Source organism: Stenotrophomonas sp. CASM101, assembly GCF_049384845.1.
Classification (GTDB): domain Bacteria; phylum Pseudomonadota; class Gammaproteobacteria; order Xanthomonadales; family Xanthomonadaceae; genus Stenotrophomonas; species Stenotrophomonas hibiscicola.
The window spans coordinates 64,593-81,546 of record NZ_JBMRFR010000011.1; the positions used below are offsets into that span (position 1 = coordinate 64,593).

Genomic DNA, 16,954 nt, shown 5'->3' on the forward strand with positions numbered 1-16,954 from the left:
ATGTGTCCGTGGCCGGGTGGGTGGGTTGCGCAGGGGCGTGAGCCGCATGGATGCGGCGACCGAGCTTACATGGACGTACTTGCAGCGCCCCCTGCGCGGGCCCCCCCCCCCCGCCCCACCCCCCCCCCCCCCGGCCCCAACTGATAGATTCGCCGGGCGCGACCCACCACGAGGGGCTCCGCCGTTCGCCGCCTTACTCCACGCCCTCACGCTCGATCGGCACACTGCGCGGATTCTGCATGTGCTCCCGCGCCGCGCCATAGCGCTGCTGCCGCTTGTGGTGGAACACCACGAACTCGTCCCGTGGCAGCGGCCGCGAGAACAGCCAGCCCTGCGCGAACTCGACCTTGCGCGCATGCAGATATGCCAACTGCGCCTCGGTCTCCACGCCCTCGGCCACCACCCACAGGCCCAGCTCCTTGGCCATGTCGATGATGTGCGGCGTCACCGGGCTCGTCGCGCTCTCGGTGTCGATCGCATCGATGAACGACTTGTCGATCTTCAGCGCGTCCAGCGGCAGCTGCTCCAGGTACTGCAGGCTGGAGAAGCCGACTCCGAAATCATCGATGGCCACGCTGTGGCCGGCGCGACGTGCCTGCGCCAGCATCGTGCGGGCGCGGTCCAGATCGAGGAAGCCGCGCTCGGTGGCTTCCATCCAGATCTGCTGCGGCAGGATGCCGCTGCCGGTCATGTGCTTGGAGATCATCTTCAGCGCACGGCCGCTGCTGATGTCTTCGGCGGCCAGGTTGATCGCGATGTGTGCGCTGCGGTCGGCGACCAACAGATCGCGCATGTCGCGCACGACGTTCTCGATCACCAGATCGGTGATCGCGCCGATCATGCCGGCCTCTTCGGCCAGCGGAATGAACAGGTCCGGCCGTACCTGCGTGCCATCCGGGCGCTGCCAGCGCACCAGGGCCTCGGCGCCGACGCAGATGCCGGTATCCAGCTCGATGATCGGCTGGTAGTGCAGGTACAGCTCGCGGCGGCGGATCGCCGTGGCCAGTTCGCCGCGCAGGGACAGGCGGCGACGCGACAGCCACACCACCAGGCCGGCACCGGCAGCGGCCAGCAGAACACCGATCGGCACGAACAGCCACGCCTGCTGGCGGAAGGTTGCAGCCAGCGCGGTACGCGGCGTGGTTGCGATCGCCAGCCACTCTTCATTGCGGGCGGTGGCGTACAGGGTGTTGTGGTCCAGGCCTTCCTCGGGCGCACGCAGCAGGGTCTCCAGCAACGCGGGATCCATGCCGCTCTGCCTGGCCAGGAGGCGGCCATCCGGGCTGGCCAGGGCAAGGCGCACGTTCGGGTCGGCGATGACATCGACAAACCGGCGCGGATCGACCAGGACGTCGTAGTTGCCATACAGGATCGACAGCACCTGGCGCCGTCCGCTTGCCTCGGGGCGCACATCCACGGCAATGCCGGCGCCATCACTGGTGACGTGGTCGGCCCTGGGCTGGTTCACGTCGGACAGAAACGGCCCCCACGACGTGCAGCGCAGCTTGCCACCCTCGAAGTAGCCCATCTGGTCAACCGACGGCGAGGTCATCACCAGCGTCTGCATGCGCCGGATATGGTCCGGCCCGCAGGCGTCCTGGGCGCCGGCCTCGGCCGACTGCAGCGCCGCCAGTGCTTCCCGGTAGGACTGGTCGGCGCGGCGCAGGGTACGACCGGCGATATCGCGCAGGCGCTGCTGCTCGACACTGACGGCCCGGTCCCAGGTGGCATAGGCCATCACCGCGATCGGCACGGCCGCGGCCAGAATCGCCAGCGCGGTGCCACCGATGATCACGCGCAGCCGGCTCATGGCCGGGGCTCCAGCGGGGTGGGCAGGGCAGGGCACATGGGCGGGCCGATCCTTGGGCAGGAACGGCTATCTGAGCATGGCGCAGGGCCGGGCGGAATGGGATCAATCCGGTATTCGGTCACATTGTGATGAAAGCGGCCAAGTTTGACGTGATTGACCCGTCCGATGCTGGCGCTCCGGGCGCTGGAGGACTACCGTCGAACGCTTCGCCGCCCTCTTGCCCGCGCCCATGACCGAGCCCGCAACGCCCCCCGAGCACCTGCGCCGCAGCCTTTCCAACCGCCACCTGCAACTGATCGCCATCGGCGGTGCCATCGGCACCGGCCTGTTCATGGGCTCGGGCAAGACCATCAGCCTGGCCGGACCCTCCATCGTCTTCGTCTACCTGATCATCGGCGCGATGCTGTTCTTCGTGATGCGCGCGATGGGCGAGCTGCTGCTGTCGAATCTGCAGTACAAGTCCTTCATCGATTTCTCCACGGATCTGCTCGGCCCATGGGCCGGGTTCTTCTGTGGATGGACATACTGGTTCTGCTGGATCGTGACCGCCATCGCCGATGTGATCGCCATTGCCGCCTATGCGCAGTTCTGGTTCCCCGGGCTGGATGCGTGGATACCGGCGCTGGCCTGCGTGCTGCTGTTGCTGGCACTGAACCTGGTGACCGTGAAGCTGTTCGGCGAGATGGAGTTCTGGTTTGCGCTGATCAAGATCGTGGCGATCTGCGCGCTGATCATCACCGGCGCCGGGCTGGTGGCCTGGGGCTTCACCTCGCCCAGTGGCCACACCGCGTCGCTGTCGAACCTGTGGAATGACGGCGGCCTGTTCCCGATGGGCCTGGTCGGCTTCTTCGCCGGTTTCCAGATTGCGGTGTTCGCCTTCGTCGGCATCGAGCTGGTCGGCACCACCGCCGCCGAGACCGCCGACCCCGAGCGCAACCTGCCCAAGGCGATCAACTCGATTCCGGTACGCATCATCATCTTCTACGTGCTGGCACTGATTGCGATCATGGCCGTCACCCCGTGGCGCCAGGTGGTGCCGGACAAGAGCCCGTTCGTGCAGCTGTTCGTGCTGGCCGGCATTCCTGCCGCCGCCAGCCTGATCAACTTCGTGGTGCTGACTTCGGCCACGTCCTCGGCCAACAGCGGCATCTTCTCCACCAGTCGCATGCTGTACGGCCTTGCCGAGGAAGGCCACGCACCGCGGGGGCTGTCGAAGTTGTCGCGCGCTGCCGTGCCTGCCCGTGGCTTGCTGTTCTCGTGCCTGTGCCTGCTGGGTGGCACGCTGCTGATCTACCTGATTCCGAACCTGGTGACTGCTTTCACCCTGGTGACCACGCTGGCGACGGTGCTGTTCATCTTCGTGTGGTCGCTGATCCTGGTGGCCTACATGGCCTATCGCCGCCGCTACCCGGAACGCCACGCTGCGTCGATCTTCAAGATGCCCGGCGGCGTCGCCATGTGCTGGGCCTGCCTGGTGTTCTTCGCCGCGGTGCTGGTGCTGCTGAGCCTGCAGGCTGACACCCGCCAGGCGCTGATCGCCAGCCCGGTGTGGTTCGTGCTGCTGGGCGTGGGGTACCGGGTGCGTCTCAGAACGGTGAAATGACCGGGAATGCGGGGTTTCGGCAACGCCGGAAATCGAGAACGTCGGAAATCGGTAGAGTCGACTGTTAGTCGACTGCTCTTCCATGGGCTTCCGGAAAACCCTGCGCTGCGCGCGATAGTCGACTGACAGTCGACTCTACCGCTGCGGGCGCCGGCGCAGGTGCGGGGCGCAGCCCTGCCGACCCCCATTCACCCAACATTCGCGGGCGCGGCCGGATGATCCGGCCGCCATGTCCCGTCGCCCTCTCCTGCTTGTGCTGTTGCTGCTGCCCAGCCTGTGGCCCGGGCTGGCCGCCGCACGCACCGTCTACCGCTGTGTGCAGGGCAACACCGTCAGCCTGGCCACCGCGCCGGAACCGGGTTCGCGCTGTAGCCCGAAGGAAATCGACGACAACGCCATCCAGACCCCGAACCTGTGGGGCAACATGGGCGTGTTCAGCGGCGTACTGTACGAGCGCGAGCAGGATGGCGTGCTTGTCTACTCCACCCGCAACCTGCCCGGCTCGCGGGTATTCCTGAAGTTCACCGTGGCCACGCCGCCGGGCGAGCCTGCCCACGAAGGCCTGGGCAAGGTGGGCAAGCCGCAGCTGGCGCAGCACGCCAGGCAGTTCAAGGCCGCGGCCAAGGCCACGGGCGTCGACGATGCCTGGCTGCGCGCAATCGCCCATGCCGAAAGCAATTTCGATCCGCTGGCGGTGTCCAGCAAGGGCGCACAGGGCGTGATGCAGTTGATGCCGGAGACCGCACAGGAATATGGCGTGCGCGATCCGTTTTCGCCGCAGCAGTCGATCGAGGGCGGCGCGCGCTACATGCGCGCGCTGCTGCGCCGTTACAACGGCGATCGCCCGTTGGCGGCGGCTGCCTACAACGCGGGCATCGGTGCAGTCACCCGCTACAAGGGCGTGCCGCCCTACGCCGAAACCCTGGCCTATGTGGACAAGGTGATGGCGCTGTACGCGCGCTACCGCGAAGCGATGGGCATCCGCACCGAAGTGCCAGCCCGCTAGGCGGGAGGTGTAGTGCCGAGCCCACGCTCGGCTCCACAGGAAATCGGCTCAGCGCGAGGTGGACGTGCTGACCAGGTCGTAGCGCTCGATGCGGCCGACGCGTGCCACCTCGGCCTGCACGTCGGCACGCTGCTTCAGCACACGCCAGGCGGCATCGATCTTCACGTCGCCGGGCAGCGACGGATAGGTGCGCATGTCCTGCAGGGAGGCCAGTGCCTCGCCGCGCTCAACCGGTGAGCGCAGCTGTTCGATCAGCACCGCAGCGGCCGCGTCCAGATTGCCTTCCTCCAGCAGCATCTCGCGCTGGAACAGGCGCGCGTCATCGCCCTGGGCCAGGATGGCTGCGCGCGCGGCCTGTTCGGTCTTGGCATCGCCACGTTCACGGGCGGCAACGAACTGCAGCAGTGCCTGGGCCGCCTTGCCGTAACCGGCCAGGCCCGGCATGTCATTCACCGCGACAGCAGCGTCCTGCATGCGGCCCAGCGAACTGAGCAAGAAGCCGACGTTGAACTGGTGCTCGGCACCATCCGGGCCCAGCGCACCGATGCGTGCGGCCAGCCTGGCTGTGGCCAGCGCATCATCGTTACGGCCCAACCGGCGCAGCGCCATAAGCCGGCTGTTGAGCAGCCACGCCACCCATTCGGCTTCCGTCGCCGAGGGCGACTCACCTTCGGCCGCCACACCGGCCATGCCATCGGTCAGCGCAAGCACTTCCTCGTTGCGGTCCAGCATCAGCAGCGTGCTGCTGAACTCGGCCATGCGTGCGTCCAGCGCCCGGTCGAGCAGGCCGGAAACCCGCAGTTCGTCGAGGTGCTTCTGTGCAGCCTGCACTGGGTCGAAGCGGGCATCGTCGCGGTCGACATAGCGATCAAACCGCTTGTCACTGCGCAGGCGGATGATCTCGGCCGGGCCGGTGATGCGCGCCAACGTGGCCGGGATGTCGTCGCCCCGGCCATTGTCGGCCTGCAGTGTTGCCAGTGCCAGCCACAGTCCGGTGGGTTCCAGGCCGCCGCTCTTCCAGCCGTTGTCGAACAGCGCCTGCAGCAGTTCCATGCGCTGCTGCGGCTGGTCCCGCAGGCGGAACTGCAGGTAGTTGATCGCGTGGTGGTCCACCGGCAACGGCGCCTCGGCATGCTTCAGCGCCTGCACCAGGTGCTTCGTGGCAGGTGCCGGTTGGTTCTCGGACAGTTCCACCGAGACCAGGGTCAGCAGGATCTGCGCGTCGTCCGGCAGTGCTTCCTGTGCGCGCTGCAGGTAGCGGCGGGCCTGGTCCGGCTTCTTCTGCACCATCGCGGTCCAGCCGGCCACCTGCGCGGCGCGGCCGCGATGTTCGGCATCGAAGTCATCCAGCATCGGATCTTCCATCAGCCGTTCCATCGCGATCAGCGCGCCCAGCGTGTTGCCACTGCGTGACTGCTGGATGGCCTCATCCCAGCGCGTGGCATAGGCCATGTGCATCACATCGGCGGTGATTGACGGCTTCTGCGGCGCCACCGTGATCGAAGCGGTGGCGGATGTGCTGGCCAATGCGGCGGCCAGCAGGGCAGCAAGGGGGAGGATGCGGGGCATGGAGGATCTCCATCCGTGGGAACCGCATTGAACCTGCTGCAGCCAGCGAGAACAAGCGCGATGGATGGAACTCTGGCGTTTGGCCGTACGATTGGCCATGGCGGATCGTGCGTTCAGCGTCTATTGTCGGTGCCTCTTCAGGCAGCAGGCAGGCAGCGCAGCACGATGGCACGGTGGCAATGGATGGCGGCAGGCGTAGCGTTGGCGACGGTAGTGGCATTGGCTGCGACCTGGTGGGAGACACCGCTGCATACGCTGGCTGAACCGGCGGGCCCGGCTCCAACGCCGTTGGCGTGGACCGCGCAGATCGAACCGCTGGCCGGCGATGGCCACCCCGGTGACCGCGACGGCGCGTCCGCGCAGGCACGCTTCGCCGATCCCTATGCGTTGCTGCGCAGTGCCGATGGCAGTGTCTATTTCACTGATGCCGGTGATAACAACCGGATCCGTCGCCGCCTGCCCGATGGCCGCGTCGAAACGGTGGCCGGGCAGGGCGAGGGGCGCGTTGATGGCCCGGCACTGCAGGCCAGTTTCAACACGCCTTCGGGCATTGCCGCCGACGCGCAGGGCAACCTGTATGTGGCCGACACCGGCAACCATGCCATCCGCCGCATCGGCACCGACGGCCAGGTGACCACGCTGGCCGGTGGTGAACAGGGCCACGTTGATGGACCTGCCGCGCAGGCGCGCTTCGATGCGCCGATGGGCATCGCAGTGGATGCGCAGGGCCAGGTCTACGTGGCCGATACCTTCAATGACCGCATCCGGGTGATCGGTACCGATGGCAACGTGCGCACACTGGCCGGTGGCGATCGGCCGGGCCTGGCCGATGGCACGGGCGCCGCTGCGCGCTTCGATACGCCGGTGGCACTGGCCTTCGACGCGCAGGGCGCGTTGCTGGTGGCCGACCTGTTCAACAACGCGGTGCGCCGCGTCGGTGCCGATGGCACGGTCAGCACCGTGGTGGGTGGTGGTGGCGTGATCAATGGGCCGCTGTCGTTGGCCACCACCCACGATGGCGTGCTGTACGTGGGCGACATGGATGGCCGCATCGTGCAGGTGACGCCGCAGGGCCATCAGATCGCGCTGGTCGGCAACGGTCGACTGCCACGCCTGGCCCGCCCCAGTGGCCTGGCGATGGACGCCGACGGCAGCGTGCTGGTGGCCGACGCGACGGCCTATCGCCTGCACCGCCTGCGCCCGCTACCGGTGGGGGAACTGCCCGCACCGGCGCTGGTCGGCCCGGCCGCCGATGCCGCGCTGCCCGATACCGGCGGCCGTTGGCCGCTGGCGCCGCAGCAGGGCTGGCACGAAGTCGTCGGCACGCTCGGCGAAGTGCGCGGCAACTTCAAGGGCGAGAGTCGCCATCACCTGCACGGGGGCTTCGACGTGCGCGGTGATGTGGGCCAGACCGTGCTGGCGATTGCCGATGGCAAGATCAGCAGCCCGATGGCGGCCTGGAGCTTGGGCGAGCAGGCTGAGGGCCTGGCCGTGGATCGCCTCAAGTACATCCACATGCGGGTGGGCCGCACCCCACGCAATGAACCGTTCGATGCGCGCTGGCAGGCGCTGTACGACGAGCAGGGCAAGCTGGAGCGGATGCGCGTGCGGCGCGGCATGCGCATTCACGTCGGCGATCGCCTGGGTAGCATCAACAACCAGGCGCATGTGCACCTGGCCGTCGGCACCGGTGGTTTCGAGACCAACGCCGTGGCACTGGGCTTCCAGAACTACGCCGACCACTTCGCACCGCGCATCACCGATGTGGCGCTGCTGGACGACAACGACCAGCCAATGACCGCAGGCAGCGATGGCGTGGTGATGGTGGCGCGCCAGGGACGCGGTGTGCAGATCGTGGTGGAGGCTTGGGACCAGGTCGACAACAACCTGCCGCGACGCCGCCTGGGCATGTACCAGGTGGGTTACCAGATTCTCGATGCGGGCGGCCAGCCGCTGCAGGGCTACGAGCAGCCACGCTGGAACATCGTGTTCAACCGCATGCCGCCGCAGCGGGAGGCCGTGCGCGTGGCCTACGCGCCGGACAGTGGGATCACCGTGCATGGCAGCGCGGTGACCCGTTTCCGCTATCTGGCGACCAACACCGTGCGCGATGGCCTGATGGAAGCCGGGCGCTGGCAGCCGGCGGCGCTGCCGCCGGGCGAGTACATCGTGCGCGCCAGCGTGCGCGACTACAGCGGCAATGAAGGCATCGGCCCGCGCGAGATCAGGGTACGGCTGCTGCCGTAGCCGCAGCCGCAGCCGCAGCCGGTGCGCCGCAGCGTTCGCGCTCGGCGTCCATGTCTTCCAGCGGCCGCACTTCGATGCTGCCGAAGCGTGCCCAAGGGAAGTCGCGGGCGATGCGCATGGCTTCGTCGCGGTCGCGGGCGACGATCAGGTTGAAGCCGGCCAGCAGTTCGCGGGTTTCGGCGAAGGGGCCATCCAGTACGCGGCTGTGGCCATCACGCACGCGCAGGGTCTGCGCGGTGTCGACCGGCTGCAGCTTCTGCGCGGCCAGCAGCGTGCCTTCGGCCTGCAGCTTGTCGGCATGGGCCAGGCAGTCGCGCATCAGCGCGTTGAATTCTTCGATGGGCAGGGCCTGCAGCAGGGCAGGCTCGATGTAGATCAGGAGCAGGTACTGCTGCATGGCGCGGTCCTGGCGGGGGCGGGGTGCCCATGATGGCGCAGGTCTGCGCGTGGGCATGTTGCAGCGCCGAAGGCGCGCTTTTCCGCGTAAGAAAAAATTTCCAACAGACGTGTCGATTCCCAGCCCCTTGGTTCGTTGTACCCAGTGAAGGGCACGCACCACGCGTCCCACGGGAGACTGCAATGAAAGTGATGGTGATCGTGAAGGCCAACGCCGACTCCGAAGCCGGCCGCATGCCCAGCGAACAGGAACTGTCCGAAATGGGCGCCTTCAACGAACAACTGGTGGCCGCCGGCATCATGCTGGCCGGTGAAGGCCTGCACGCCACCCAGCGCGGTCGCCGCATTCACTTCGGCAGTGGCGCACCCAGGGTCGAGGCCGGTCCGTTCGGTCCCGCCAGCGAACAGATCGCCGGCTTCTGGCTGTGGGACGTGCGGTCGCTGGAGGAAGCTGTCGAGTGGGCCAGCCGCGCGCCGTTCGGCAGTGGCGGCACGCTGGAACTGCGCCCGCTGATCACCGCCGAAGACTTCGGTGAAGCCTTCACCCCCGACTTACAGCAGCAGGAACAGCGTCTGCGTGCACAGCTGGAAGGTTGACCCGATTCATCTCCCTGCCGGGCAGGACCCGGCACTACTGCCCTGAACCGCACAACGGAGTATTGCCATGAAACTGATTCCCTTCCTCGGCTTCAGCGGCCAGGCCCATGAGGCGATGGCGTTCTACGCCAAGGCACTCGGTGGCCAGGTCACGTCGGAAATGAAGTACCGCGACATGCCGCCCTCCGATGGGTCGCCCGGCTGCAACGAGATGCCGCCGGAAACCCTCGACCACGTTGCGCACAGCCAGCTGGAGATCGGCAACGCCATCCTGATGGCCGCCGATGGCCCCGGCGGTGGCGAGGGTGGCTCGACCACCATCAATGTCGATGTCGACAGCATCGAGGAAGCCGAGCGCGTGTTCGCGGCGCTGGCCGAAGGTGGCCAGGTGCAGATGCCGATCGCCGAAACGTTCTGGGCGCACCGCTGGGGCATGCTGATTGATCGCTACGGCAAGCCGTGGATGGTCAATTGCATGAAGCAGCCCTGATCCCTCCCTCTTTCCTCTTCATCCACAAGGAGCGTTACCAATGAGTGCACCACAACCGCAGATGATCTTCGTCAACCTGCCCGTGCAGGATCTGGAGAAGTCCAAGGCGTTCTTCACCGCGCTGGGCTACAGCTTCAATCCAACCTATACCAATGACGATGCGGCTGGCATGGTCATCAGCGAGAGCATCTACGTGATGCTGCTGACCCAACCTTTTTTCCAGCAGTTCACCAACAAGTCGATTGCCGATGCGCACACCCACACGGAAGTGATCAACGCACTCTCGGCACCCAGTCGCGAGGCCGTTGATGTGCTGGTGGACAAGGCACTGGCCGCCGGCGCCAGCGAGCCGCAGCCGGCGCGCGACCTGGGCTTCATGTACCAGCGCGGCTTCCAGGACCTGGATGGCCATCTCTGGGAAATCGCACACATGGACGGCGAGCCGGGCTGACGGCCGCCGCAAGGGAGAACCCTCATGGCTTACGTGGATGCTTACGTGCTGCCGTGCCCGCAGGACAAGGTGGCGGCCTACCGCCGCCTTGCCCGCAAGGCCGGCGCGGTGTGGAAGGACCATGGCGCGCTGCAGTACATGGAGTGCGTGGCCGACGACGTGGAACCGGGCAAAAGCACGTCATTCCCGCGCGCGGTGAAAGCCAGGCCCGGTGAAACGGTGATCGTCGCCTTCGTGGTGTTCCGCTCGCGCGCGGCACGCGACCGCATCAACGCCAAGGTGATGGCCGACCCGCGGCTGGCGTCGCTGGGCCCGAAGGACATGCCGTTCGATACCAAGCGCATGTTCTGGGGCGGCTTCAAGCCGATTGTTGAAGCGTGAGCTGCGGCGCTTGTGCGGGCCGGGCGTGCGTGTTGTGATCGGCGCATGCTCGATCCCGCACTGACGCAGCGTCTGGAAGCCCTCTGGCGGATGGAGTCGCCAGTGTTGATCGCGCGCCTGGCGCGGCTGCTCGGCGGTGATGTCGGCCGTGCCGAGGAGCTGGCCCAGGACACCTGGCTGGCCGCGCTGGAGCGCTGGCCGGAACAGGGCATCCCGGACAACCCCGGAGCCTGGCTGATGACCACCGCGCGCAACCGCGCCATCGATGTGCTGCGCCAGCACCAGCGCGTGGCGCAGCAGCATGCGCAATGGGGTGAGGAACTGCATCCGGCACCCCTGCCAGCGCCGGATGACAGCCAGGCGCTGGAGGATGACCTGGGTGACGATCTGCTGCGGCTGATGTTCGTGGCCTGCCATCCGGTGCTGCCGGCCGATGCGCGGGTGGCACTGACCCTGCGCCTGCTCGGTGGCCTGACCACCGTCGAGATCGCACGTGCGTTCCTGCAGCCGGAGCCAACCATCGCCCAACGCATCGTTCGCGCCAAGCGCACCCTGGCGCAGAAGCAGGTGCCCTACGAGGTCCCGCGTGCAGACGCGATGCCTGAGCGGCTCGGATCGGTGCTGGAGGCGATCTACCTGGTCTTCAACGAAGGCTATGCGGCCAGTGCTGGTGACGACTGGATGCGTCCGGCGCTGTGCGACGAGGCACTGCGACTCGCGCGCATTCTGGCGCACCGGCTGCCGGTGCCGCCGGTGCTGGGCCTGCTGGCGCTGATGGAGCTGCAGGCCTCGCGTGCCGCAGCACGGACCGATGCGCAGGGCGTGCCGGTGCTGCTGGACCAACAGAACCGCGCGCGCTGGGACTGGCTGCAGATTGAACGCGGGCAGCAGGTGCTGGCGCGCGCGCTGGCCGCCGGTGGCGGTGACGATCCCTATGTGCTGCAGGCGCGCATCGCAGCGTGCCATGCGGCGGCGCGGCGCGCCGACGCTACCGACTGGCCGCGTATCGCCGCGCTCTATGCACAGCTGCTGCAGGTGCAACCTTCGCCGGTGGTGGCATTGAACCGGGTGGTGGCGGTACTGCGCAGCGAGGGCGCGTTCGCTGCATGGGTACAACTGCAGCCGCTGCTGGTTGATGCGCGCCTGCGCGACTACGCGCCGCTGCAGGTGGTTCGTGGCGAGCTGTTGCAGGCACTGGGGCGTGAGCAGGATGCGCGTGACGCTTTTGGCGAGGCAGCTCGGCTCAGCCAGAACCGGGCCGAGCGCGGATTGCTGCGGCAACGGGCGGGCCTGCCCCGCGCAGACTGAGCCGACAAGGACAGCACTTGTCGCCGCGCGCCTGAGCGGCTATGTTTCGCGCCCAGCGGACGCATCAGCGTCCGCATTCCGTGCGTATTGACCGAGGAGCGGTTGGATGTATTCAAGGACGAAGAGCGCATCGCGCGCTTTTGCGCGCCTGCTTGCCTGTGCCCTGTGCCTGGCCGTGTGGCCGATGGCCACGCAGGCGGCAGACAAATCACAGCAGGCCTATTGGGCAGGCTTCGCCTATACCGCTGACGCCGCCGCCGTGCAGGCGACCACGCCACATGCGCATGCGGTGCTGGAACGGCGTGGCCTGGTCCCGCTGAACCAGGCGCTGGCACAGTCGCTCAAGCGCCGCGCCCCGGCCCACCTGCAGCTGATCGACCAGCCGGTGGCGATGCTCGACGGCACCACCAGCGCGACCGTGCTGGCCGCGGCACTGGACCGCGAACTGGTCTCGGTCGAGCCGATCGGTGACCAGTACAAGGTGCTGGTGGAAGTGGCGCTGCAGGCGCTGTTCTTCGACTTCCGCGAGCGCCAGGTGATCGCGTCCTATCCGCTGACCCTGCAGCGCATCGACGTGCAGGACTACCGCCCGGACAACGACGATATCGACGCGATCGTCGCCGATCTGCTGTACGGCAGCGCCGATACCAGCCTGTCGCAGGTGCTGGCCGCCAGTCTCGCCCAGGCCAAGCTGCCCGATGCCGCCGTGCGTCGCCTGCAGGTCGGTGGCGTAACCCTGTCCGACGCGGTCCGCGCCAAGCTGTCCGACCCGAGGTGGGACGCCCCGCTGCGTGCCACGCTGGCCCACGAACTGTCCAAGACGCTGTCGTCCAATACCGGCGTCGGCCTGCTGCCGCCGGCCTCGGGCCAGGCGATCGGTGGTGCGATGGCCGCCCGCTTTGCCGACGGCAAGGTCTACCAGCTGAAGATCCCCGAGCCGGACTACGTCATCACTGTGCAGGTCGATGCGCTGAAGAACGGCGTCATCAATGAAACCCCGGCGATGAAGACGATGCTGTTCGGCGCATTCTTCACCGCCAAAGTGACCGAGCCCTTCTCCGGCAAGATCTATTTCGAACAGCCGCTGCGCAAGGGGGCCACCAAGGTGGTGCCGGTCACGCAGTGGCAGGTCGACCAGTGGTCGGCCAGCTACGAAACCCTGCTGGCCGGGCTCGATGCCTTCGCCGGCGCCGCCGCCAAGCGTGCCGATTCGCGCGCCTGGCTGGACGAACAGAAGCCGGGCGGCCGCCCGTTGCAGCAGCAGACCCAAGCCCTCCAGGAGTTGATCAAGTCATGTCGTTGATGCGTACCATCCTGCTCATCCTCATCGCGCTGGTGGTGGCCTCGCCGGTCGCTGCGCAGACCGCCAGCTCGCGCGGTACCGGTTCGGCCAGCTACGGCCTGCGCCTGAGTGCCGACACCCGTGCCCAGGCCCTGAACAAGGCCAAGGTCAATGCCCTGGAGGCGTACATCGCTGAAACCGGTGCGGCCAAGCTGCGCCTGTTCGAAGCGCGCCGCGCCGAGTTCATCGGCGAGATCGATCGCTACGTGCTCAGCGCCGTGCAGCTGTCGGACACCGAAGACAAGAAGGCCAAGACCTACACCGTCACCGTCCGCGCCGAGATCAACACCACCCTGCTGCAGACCAAGCTGGATGCGGGTTCGGCCGTGGCCGGTGCCACCGCCGCGCAGCGCTCGCTGCTGACCTTCCTGTTCATGGCGCGCTCGCAGGACACCGTGCAGTCGTTCCAGGACAAGGAATACCGCCGCGTCGACGCCAGCAGCAGCTACAGCGAGAACACCCGTGAGGGCGACAGCTTCCGCGGCAACTCGGTCAGCACCAACGGCAGCATCAACCAGAATGGTTCGGTGTCGGTCACCAGCGGCGGAAGCACCACCGCACGCGCCGACAACATCACCTGGAAGGTGGCCAACGCCGCCGAAGTGAACACCGCGATGACCGGTGCCTTCAGCGCCGCCGGCTACGAAGTGGTTGAAGCCGAATACGTGGAGGGCGAGTCGCGCGGCCTGCTCAGCATCGAGCGCATCCGCAAGGACTTCAGCACCGGCAACGACCTGGCCCCGGCCACCCTGCGCGATACCGCCAACGGCATCCGTGCGGCCAACATTCCGTACATCGCCGTCGGCACCCTCGACATAGGCATGCGCGACCGCGATCCGGCCAGTGGCAACACCCGCGTGTTCGTCACGGTCACCGGCAAGGTGCTGGACGTGACCGGTCGCTTCCCGCGCACCGTGTCGTCGGTGGGCCCGGTGCAGTTCTCTGGCACCGGCCCGAATGAAACCGTGGCCCGTACCAACGCGCTGCAGCTGGCTGCCGAAAAGGCCGCCCAGCAGATGATCAACGAACTGAACGTCAAGGCGGTCCGCTGATCCGCCGCCCCGGTGGGTGCCGAGCCCGCTCGGCATCGGCCTGGGGTTACCGATTCCCACGTGCCGCTTGGCGGCCGTCTCTCCCAAAGGACACTCATATGATCCGCAATACTGCTCTTGTCGTGGCCATCGCTGCCGCCACCCTGTCGATGCCGGCCCACGCTGGCCTGGGCAAGCTGAAGGACCTGGCCGGTGCCGCCACCGGCACCTCCAGCAGCAGCGCTTCCAGCGCCGCCGCCCCGGACGAAGCCGCGCAGGAAGCGCTGGTGCGTCGTTTCGTCAGCTCGCAGTCGCACTCGCTGCAGGCCCAGACCTCGTTTGCCCGTGCCTTCGGCCTGGCCGAGCAGGTGCAGCTGCTGGAAGCCGAGCGCCAGGCGCTGTCGTCGGGTTCGGTAAGCGTCGATGCGATGAAGAAGTCGGTGTCGGTCAGCGAAGCGGCACAGGCTGCGATCAACGAGCGCCAGGCCGCGCAGCCGGAACTGAACGCTGAATCCAAGCAGCACTACGCCGAAGGCCTGGTCTCGCTGCTGGCGTCGGCCGCCGAAGCACAGAAGCTCGGTGGCGAGGCCAGCAACTTCACCGCCGGCATGAAGAACCTGGGCGCGACCCAGCTGGCGACCGTCGGCCGCAAGCTGGCCGCCGGTGCATGGGTGGCCAAGGAATCGCCGGGCTTCATCCAGGGCCTGTACGGCTCGACCAAGTCGGCCGTGACCTTCGCCAGGAAGAGCAAGGTGAAGGTGCCGTCCAACGCCGATTCGATGCTCGACACGCTCTGATCCGAGGCGAATCTTCATGCGTATGACCTACCGTTTGATCGGCCTGGGCCTGGTTGCCGCGCTGCTTGCAGCCTGTGGCGAGCAGGACGCCCCGGCTGCCGCGCCCGCCAAGGAAAAGGCAACCAGTGCGCTGGCCAGCAATACGCCAGTGGAAGCGGCGCCCCTGCGTGGCACGCCGGATTTCGGCGGCACCACCCAGGTCGCGCGCGAGGCCGACGGCATCGGCAGCACCCCGGAACTGGCGGTGCTGGCGGCGTTGCAGTCGGCGGTGGCGCAGGTCAACGGCGTACGCGTGGCCAGCCAGATGCAGGGCCTGCGTGCAGGCCTGCATGTGGATGTGGATGACGAACACGTCGGCGACATCCGCGCCGACGCGTTCACCCAGCAGATGATCGCCGGCTCGCAGGGCGCGGTGCTGGGCTATGAAATCCTGTCGCAGGACGAAGTGCGGCAGCTGGACGAGGAGACCATCGCCCGTGTGCGCGCCAGCGACGAAGGCTGGAGCTTCAAGGGCTCGGCGTCGGCCAGTGCGTCCGGCGAAGCCTCGGCCAAGAGCGGTTCGGCTTCGGCCAGTGTCAAGCAGAGCTACGACGAGAAGGTCAACGTCGATGCCAAGCGTGGCGCCAGCTCGTTCGATTCCGACGTGACCCACCGCAGCATGCGCAGCTACTGGAAGGTACGCGTACGTGCCCAGATCGCCCAGTACCGCGCACCGGACGAGCAGGGCAAGCCGAAGATCGTGGTCGCGCTGCCGCGTACCAAGGCCGGCAGCTATGCCGTGGGCGATGGCCGCGTGAGCGCCGATGAAGTGGCCGACGCGATCCGCGCACGCCTGTCCGACACGCTGACCCAGACCCAGCGCTTCATCGTGCTGGACCGGGAGTTCGGCGACGAACTGCAGGCCGAGATCGACCACATCAACAGCGGCAACGTACGTTTGCAGGACACTGCCCGTGTCGGCCAGCAGCTGGCGACCGACCTGATCCTGATCCCGACCATCGAACGCTTCGAGTACCCGCGCAGCGTGCGCAACCTGCGCATGTCCGACCGCCAGGTGACCTCGTACTCCGGTGGCGGCCGCATCACCCTGCGCCTGGTCAACGCCACCACCGGCCAGGTGGTGATGTCCGACAGCTTCGACCACCAGCTGGCCTCGACCGGCCCCAGCACCCTGCCGCGTGTGGTCAACGGCCGCAACATGGCCGCGGCGATGATGGAATCGCTGTCGGGCCAGATCGGCACCAGCATCGTCACCACGCTGTTCCCGGTATCGGTGGTGTCGGTGGACGGTGACCAGGTGGTGCTGAGCCAGGGCGGTGACACCGTGCAGGCCGGCCAGCGCTGGCAGGCCGTGCGCCTGGGCGAAGAACTGAAGGACCCGCAGACCGGCCGCTCGCTGGGCCGCAGCGAACACCCGTGCTGCACCATCCGCATCGACCGCGTCGCTGCACAGACCTCATACGGCACCATCGAAGACGGCGTCGACGCGATGCGCGGCGGTTTCCGTCCGGGCCAGATCGAACTGCGCCAGAAGCTGGGCAGCAAGCCGGCGGCCGCCGCCGCAGGAGCGACTGCCCCGGCCGCTCCCGCAGCTGCCGCACGCCCGGCCGCCAAGCCGAAGCCCAAGCCCGCTGCCGCGCCGGCCGAAGATCCGAACTGGTAACAGGCTCAAGCAACACACCGATGGGGTCAGAGCCCTTTCCCGCCGGGAAAGGGATCTGACCCCTTCCTGTTTCAGTCCGTGTCGACCAAGGTCGACACCCACCAACCGCAGCGGGAAGCTGTCGAAGGCGGGGTGGGTCCGGTTGCGGGGGTGTCCGCGGCATGGATGCCGCGGCCAAGCCCCCAAGGGTGAGGGCGCTTTGCTTGCGAAGCACTGCTTCGCAAGCGCCCGAACGCACAGCCGCCAGCGGCTGGGCCGGACCG

15 protein-coding genes are annotated in these 16,954 nt (G+C 67.5%); 12 read left to right on the plus strand and 3 right to left on the minus strand.

The window, feature by feature from the left end:
• Positions 1 to 193 precede the first annotated feature (193 nt).
• The gene (locus VG543_RS15085) at positions 194 to 1,810 is read right to left on the minus strand and encodes an EAL domain-containing protein (RefSeq protein WP_019660889.1); all 1,617 of its coding nucleotides are present in this window, start codon (positions 1,808 to 1,810) and stop codon (positions 194 to 196) included.
• A gap of 229 nt (positions 1,811 to 2,039) precedes the next feature.
• Here VG543_RS15085 and cycA point away from each other — a divergent pair, with 229 nt between their 5' ends.
• Positions 2,040 to 3,413 (plus strand): D-serine/D-alanine/glycine transporter, encoded by a 1,374-nt coding sequence (gene cycA / locus VG543_RS15090; protein ID WP_021204435.1) that lies wholly within the window; start codon positions 2,040 to 2,042, stop codon positions 3,411 to 3,413.
• 229 nt (positions 3,414 to 3,642) lie between these two features.
• Positions 3,643 to 4,419, plus strand: coding sequence for a lytic transglycosylase domain-containing protein (locus tag VG543_RS15095; RefSeq protein WP_019660891.1), 777 nt, complete (start codon positions 3,643 to 3,645; stop codon positions 4,417 to 4,419).
• A gap of 48 nt (positions 4,420 to 4,467) precedes the next feature.
• On the opposite strand, the gene VG543_RS15100 is transcribed toward VG543_RS15095, so the two are convergent.
• Positions 4,468 to 5,988, minus strand: a complete 1,521-nt coding sequence (locus VG543_RS15100; protein WP_346473748.1) for a tetratricopeptide repeat protein — start codon at positions 5,986 to 5,988, stop codon at positions 4,468 to 4,470.
• Between the two features lie 165 nt (positions 5,989 to 6,153).
• On the opposite strand from VG543_RS15100, the gene VG543_RS15105 reads away from it, so the two are divergent.
• Positions 6,154 to 8,235: a gluconolaconase gene (locus VG543_RS15105; RefSeq protein ID WP_423178671.1), complete on the plus strand. Its 2,082-nt coding sequence runs from the start codon at positions 6,154 to 6,156 to the stop codon at positions 8,233 to 8,235.
• On the opposite strand, the gene VG543_RS15110 is transcribed toward VG543_RS15105, so the two are convergent.
• Entirely contained in the window at positions 8,213 to 8,632 is a 420-nt protein-coding gene (locus VG543_RS15110) for a YciI family protein (protein ID WP_155028886.1), read from the minus strand. The genes VG543_RS15105 and VG543_RS15110 overlap by 23 nt on opposite strands.
• 182 nt (positions 8,633 to 8,814) lie before the next feature.
• Between VG543_RS15110 and VG543_RS15115 the strand changes: the two genes are divergently transcribed.
• The 9 genes from VG543_RS15115 (at position 8,815) to VG543_RS15155 (ending at position 16,691) form a co-directional block, all read left to right on the plus strand.
• Entirely contained in the window at positions 8,815 to 9,228 is a 414-nt protein-coding gene (locus VG543_RS15115) for a YciI family protein (RefSeq protein ID WP_043403334.1), read from the plus strand.
• A gap of 67 nt (positions 9,229 to 9,295) precedes the next feature.
• Positions 9,296 to 9,718 (plus strand): VOC family protein, encoded by a 423-nt coding sequence (locus tag VG543_RS15120; RefSeq protein WP_188219104.1) that lies wholly within the window; start codon positions 9,296 to 9,298, stop codon positions 9,716 to 9,718.
• Positions 9,719 to 9,758: 40 nt separating this feature from the next.
• Positions 9,759 to 10,169 (plus strand): VOC family protein, encoded by a 411-nt coding sequence (locus VG543_RS15125; protein ID WP_423178670.1) that lies wholly within the window; start codon positions 9,759 to 9,761, stop codon positions 10,167 to 10,169.
• 24 nt (positions 10,170 to 10,193) lie between these two features.
• Positions 10,194 to 10,550, plus strand: coding sequence for a DUF1428 domain-containing protein (locus tag VG543_RS15130; RefSeq protein ID WP_171953359.1), 357 nt, complete (start codon positions 10,194 to 10,196; stop codon positions 10,548 to 10,550).
• A 45-nt stretch (positions 10,551 to 10,595) separates the two neighbouring features.
• Positions 10,596 to 11,858, plus strand: coding sequence for an RNA polymerase sigma factor (locus tag VG543_RS15135; protein WP_423178669.1), 1,263 nt, complete (start codon positions 10,596 to 10,598; stop codon positions 11,856 to 11,858).
• Between the two features lie 106 nt (positions 11,859 to 11,964).
• Complete coding sequence (locus VG543_RS15140) at positions 11,965 to 13,161, plus strand: hypothetical protein (protein WP_423178668.1); 1,197 nt, start codon at positions 11,965 to 11,967, stop codon at positions 13,159 to 13,161.
• Complete coding sequence (locus tag VG543_RS15145) at positions 13,152 to 14,252, plus strand: hypothetical protein (RefSeq protein ID WP_032953880.1); 1,101 nt, start codon at positions 13,152 to 13,154, stop codon at positions 14,250 to 14,252. Before VG543_RS15140 ends, VG543_RS15145 begins: the two co-directional genes overlap by 10 nt.
• Before the next feature lie 98 nt (positions 14,253 to 14,350).
• On the plus strand, positions 14,351 to 15,028 hold the full coding sequence (locus VG543_RS15150; protein WP_021202156.1) for a hypothetical protein: 678 nt from the start codon (positions 14,351 to 14,353) through the stop codon (positions 15,026 to 15,028).
• Between the two features lie 16 nt (positions 15,029 to 15,044).
• Positions 15,045 to 16,691 carry a CsgG/HfaB family protein gene (locus VG543_RS15155; protein WP_423178667.1) on the plus strand — a complete coding sequence of 549 codons (1,647 nt, stop codon included), beginning with the start codon at positions 15,045 to 15,047 and terminating at the stop codon, positions 16,689 to 16,691.
• The last annotated feature ends 263 nt before the right edge of the window (positions 16,692 to 16,954 follow it).

Excerpts from the sequence above, each read along its gene's own strand:
- VG543_RS15105 (WP_423178671.1), top strand. The coding sequence starts at position 6,154 with ATGGCACGGTGGCAATGGATGGCGGCAGGCGTAGCGTTGGCGACGGTA.
- VG543_RS15150 (WP_021202156.1), top strand. The coding sequence starts at position 14,351 with ATGATCCGCAATACTGCTCTTGTCGTGGCCATCGCTGCCGCCACCCTG.
- VG543_RS15115 (WP_043403334.1), top strand. The coding sequence starts at position 8,815 with ATGAAAGTGATGGTGATCGTGAAGGCCAACGCCGACTCCGAAGCCGGC.
- VG543_RS15100 (WP_346473748.1), bottom strand. The coding sequence starts at position 5,988 with ATGCCCCGCATCCTCCCCCTTGCTGCCCTGCTGGCCGCCGCATTGGCC.
- VG543_RS15120 (WP_188219104.1), top strand. The coding sequence starts at position 9,296 with ATGAAACTGATTCCCTTCCTCGGCTTCAGCGGCCAGGCCCATGAGGCG.
- VG543_RS15135 (WP_423178669.1), top strand. The coding sequence starts at position 10,596 with ATGCTCGATCCCGCACTGACGCAGCGTCTGGAAGCCCTCTGGCGGATG.
- VG543_RS15155 (WP_423178667.1), top strand. The coding sequence starts at position 15,045 with ATGCGTATGACCTACCGTTTGATCGGCCTGGGCCTGGTTGCCGCGCTG.
- VG543_RS15110 (WP_155028886.1), bottom strand. The coding sequence starts at position 8,632 with ATGCAGCAGTACCTGCTCCTGATCTACATCGAGCCTGCCCTGCTGCAG.
- cycA (WP_021204435.1), top strand. The coding sequence starts at position 2,040 with ATGACCGAGCCCGCAACGCCCCCCGAGCACCTGCGCCGCAGCCTTTCC.
- VG543_RS15125 (WP_423178670.1), top strand. The coding sequence starts at position 9,759 with ATGAGTGCACCACAACCGCAGATGATCTTCGTCAACCTGCCCGTGCAG.
- VG543_RS15095 (WP_019660891.1), top strand. The coding sequence starts at position 3,643 with ATGTCCCGTCGCCCTCTCCTGCTTGTGCTGTTGCTGCTGCCCAGCCTG.
- VG543_RS15130 (WP_171953359.1), top strand. The coding sequence starts at position 10,194 with ATGGCTTACGTGGATGCTTACGTGCTGCCGTGCCCGCAGGACAAGGTG.
- VG543_RS15145 (WP_032953880.1), top strand. The coding sequence starts at position 13,152 with ATGTCGTTGATGCGTACCATCCTGCTCATCCTCATCGCGCTGGTGGTG.
- VG543_RS15085 (WP_019660889.1), bottom strand. The coding sequence starts at position 1,810 with ATGAGCCGGCTGCGCGTGATCATCGGTGGCACCGCGCTGGCGATTCTG.
- VG543_RS15140 (WP_423178668.1), top strand. The coding sequence starts at position 11,965 with ATGTATTCAAGGACGAAGAGCGCATCGCGCGCTTTTGCGCGCCTGCTT.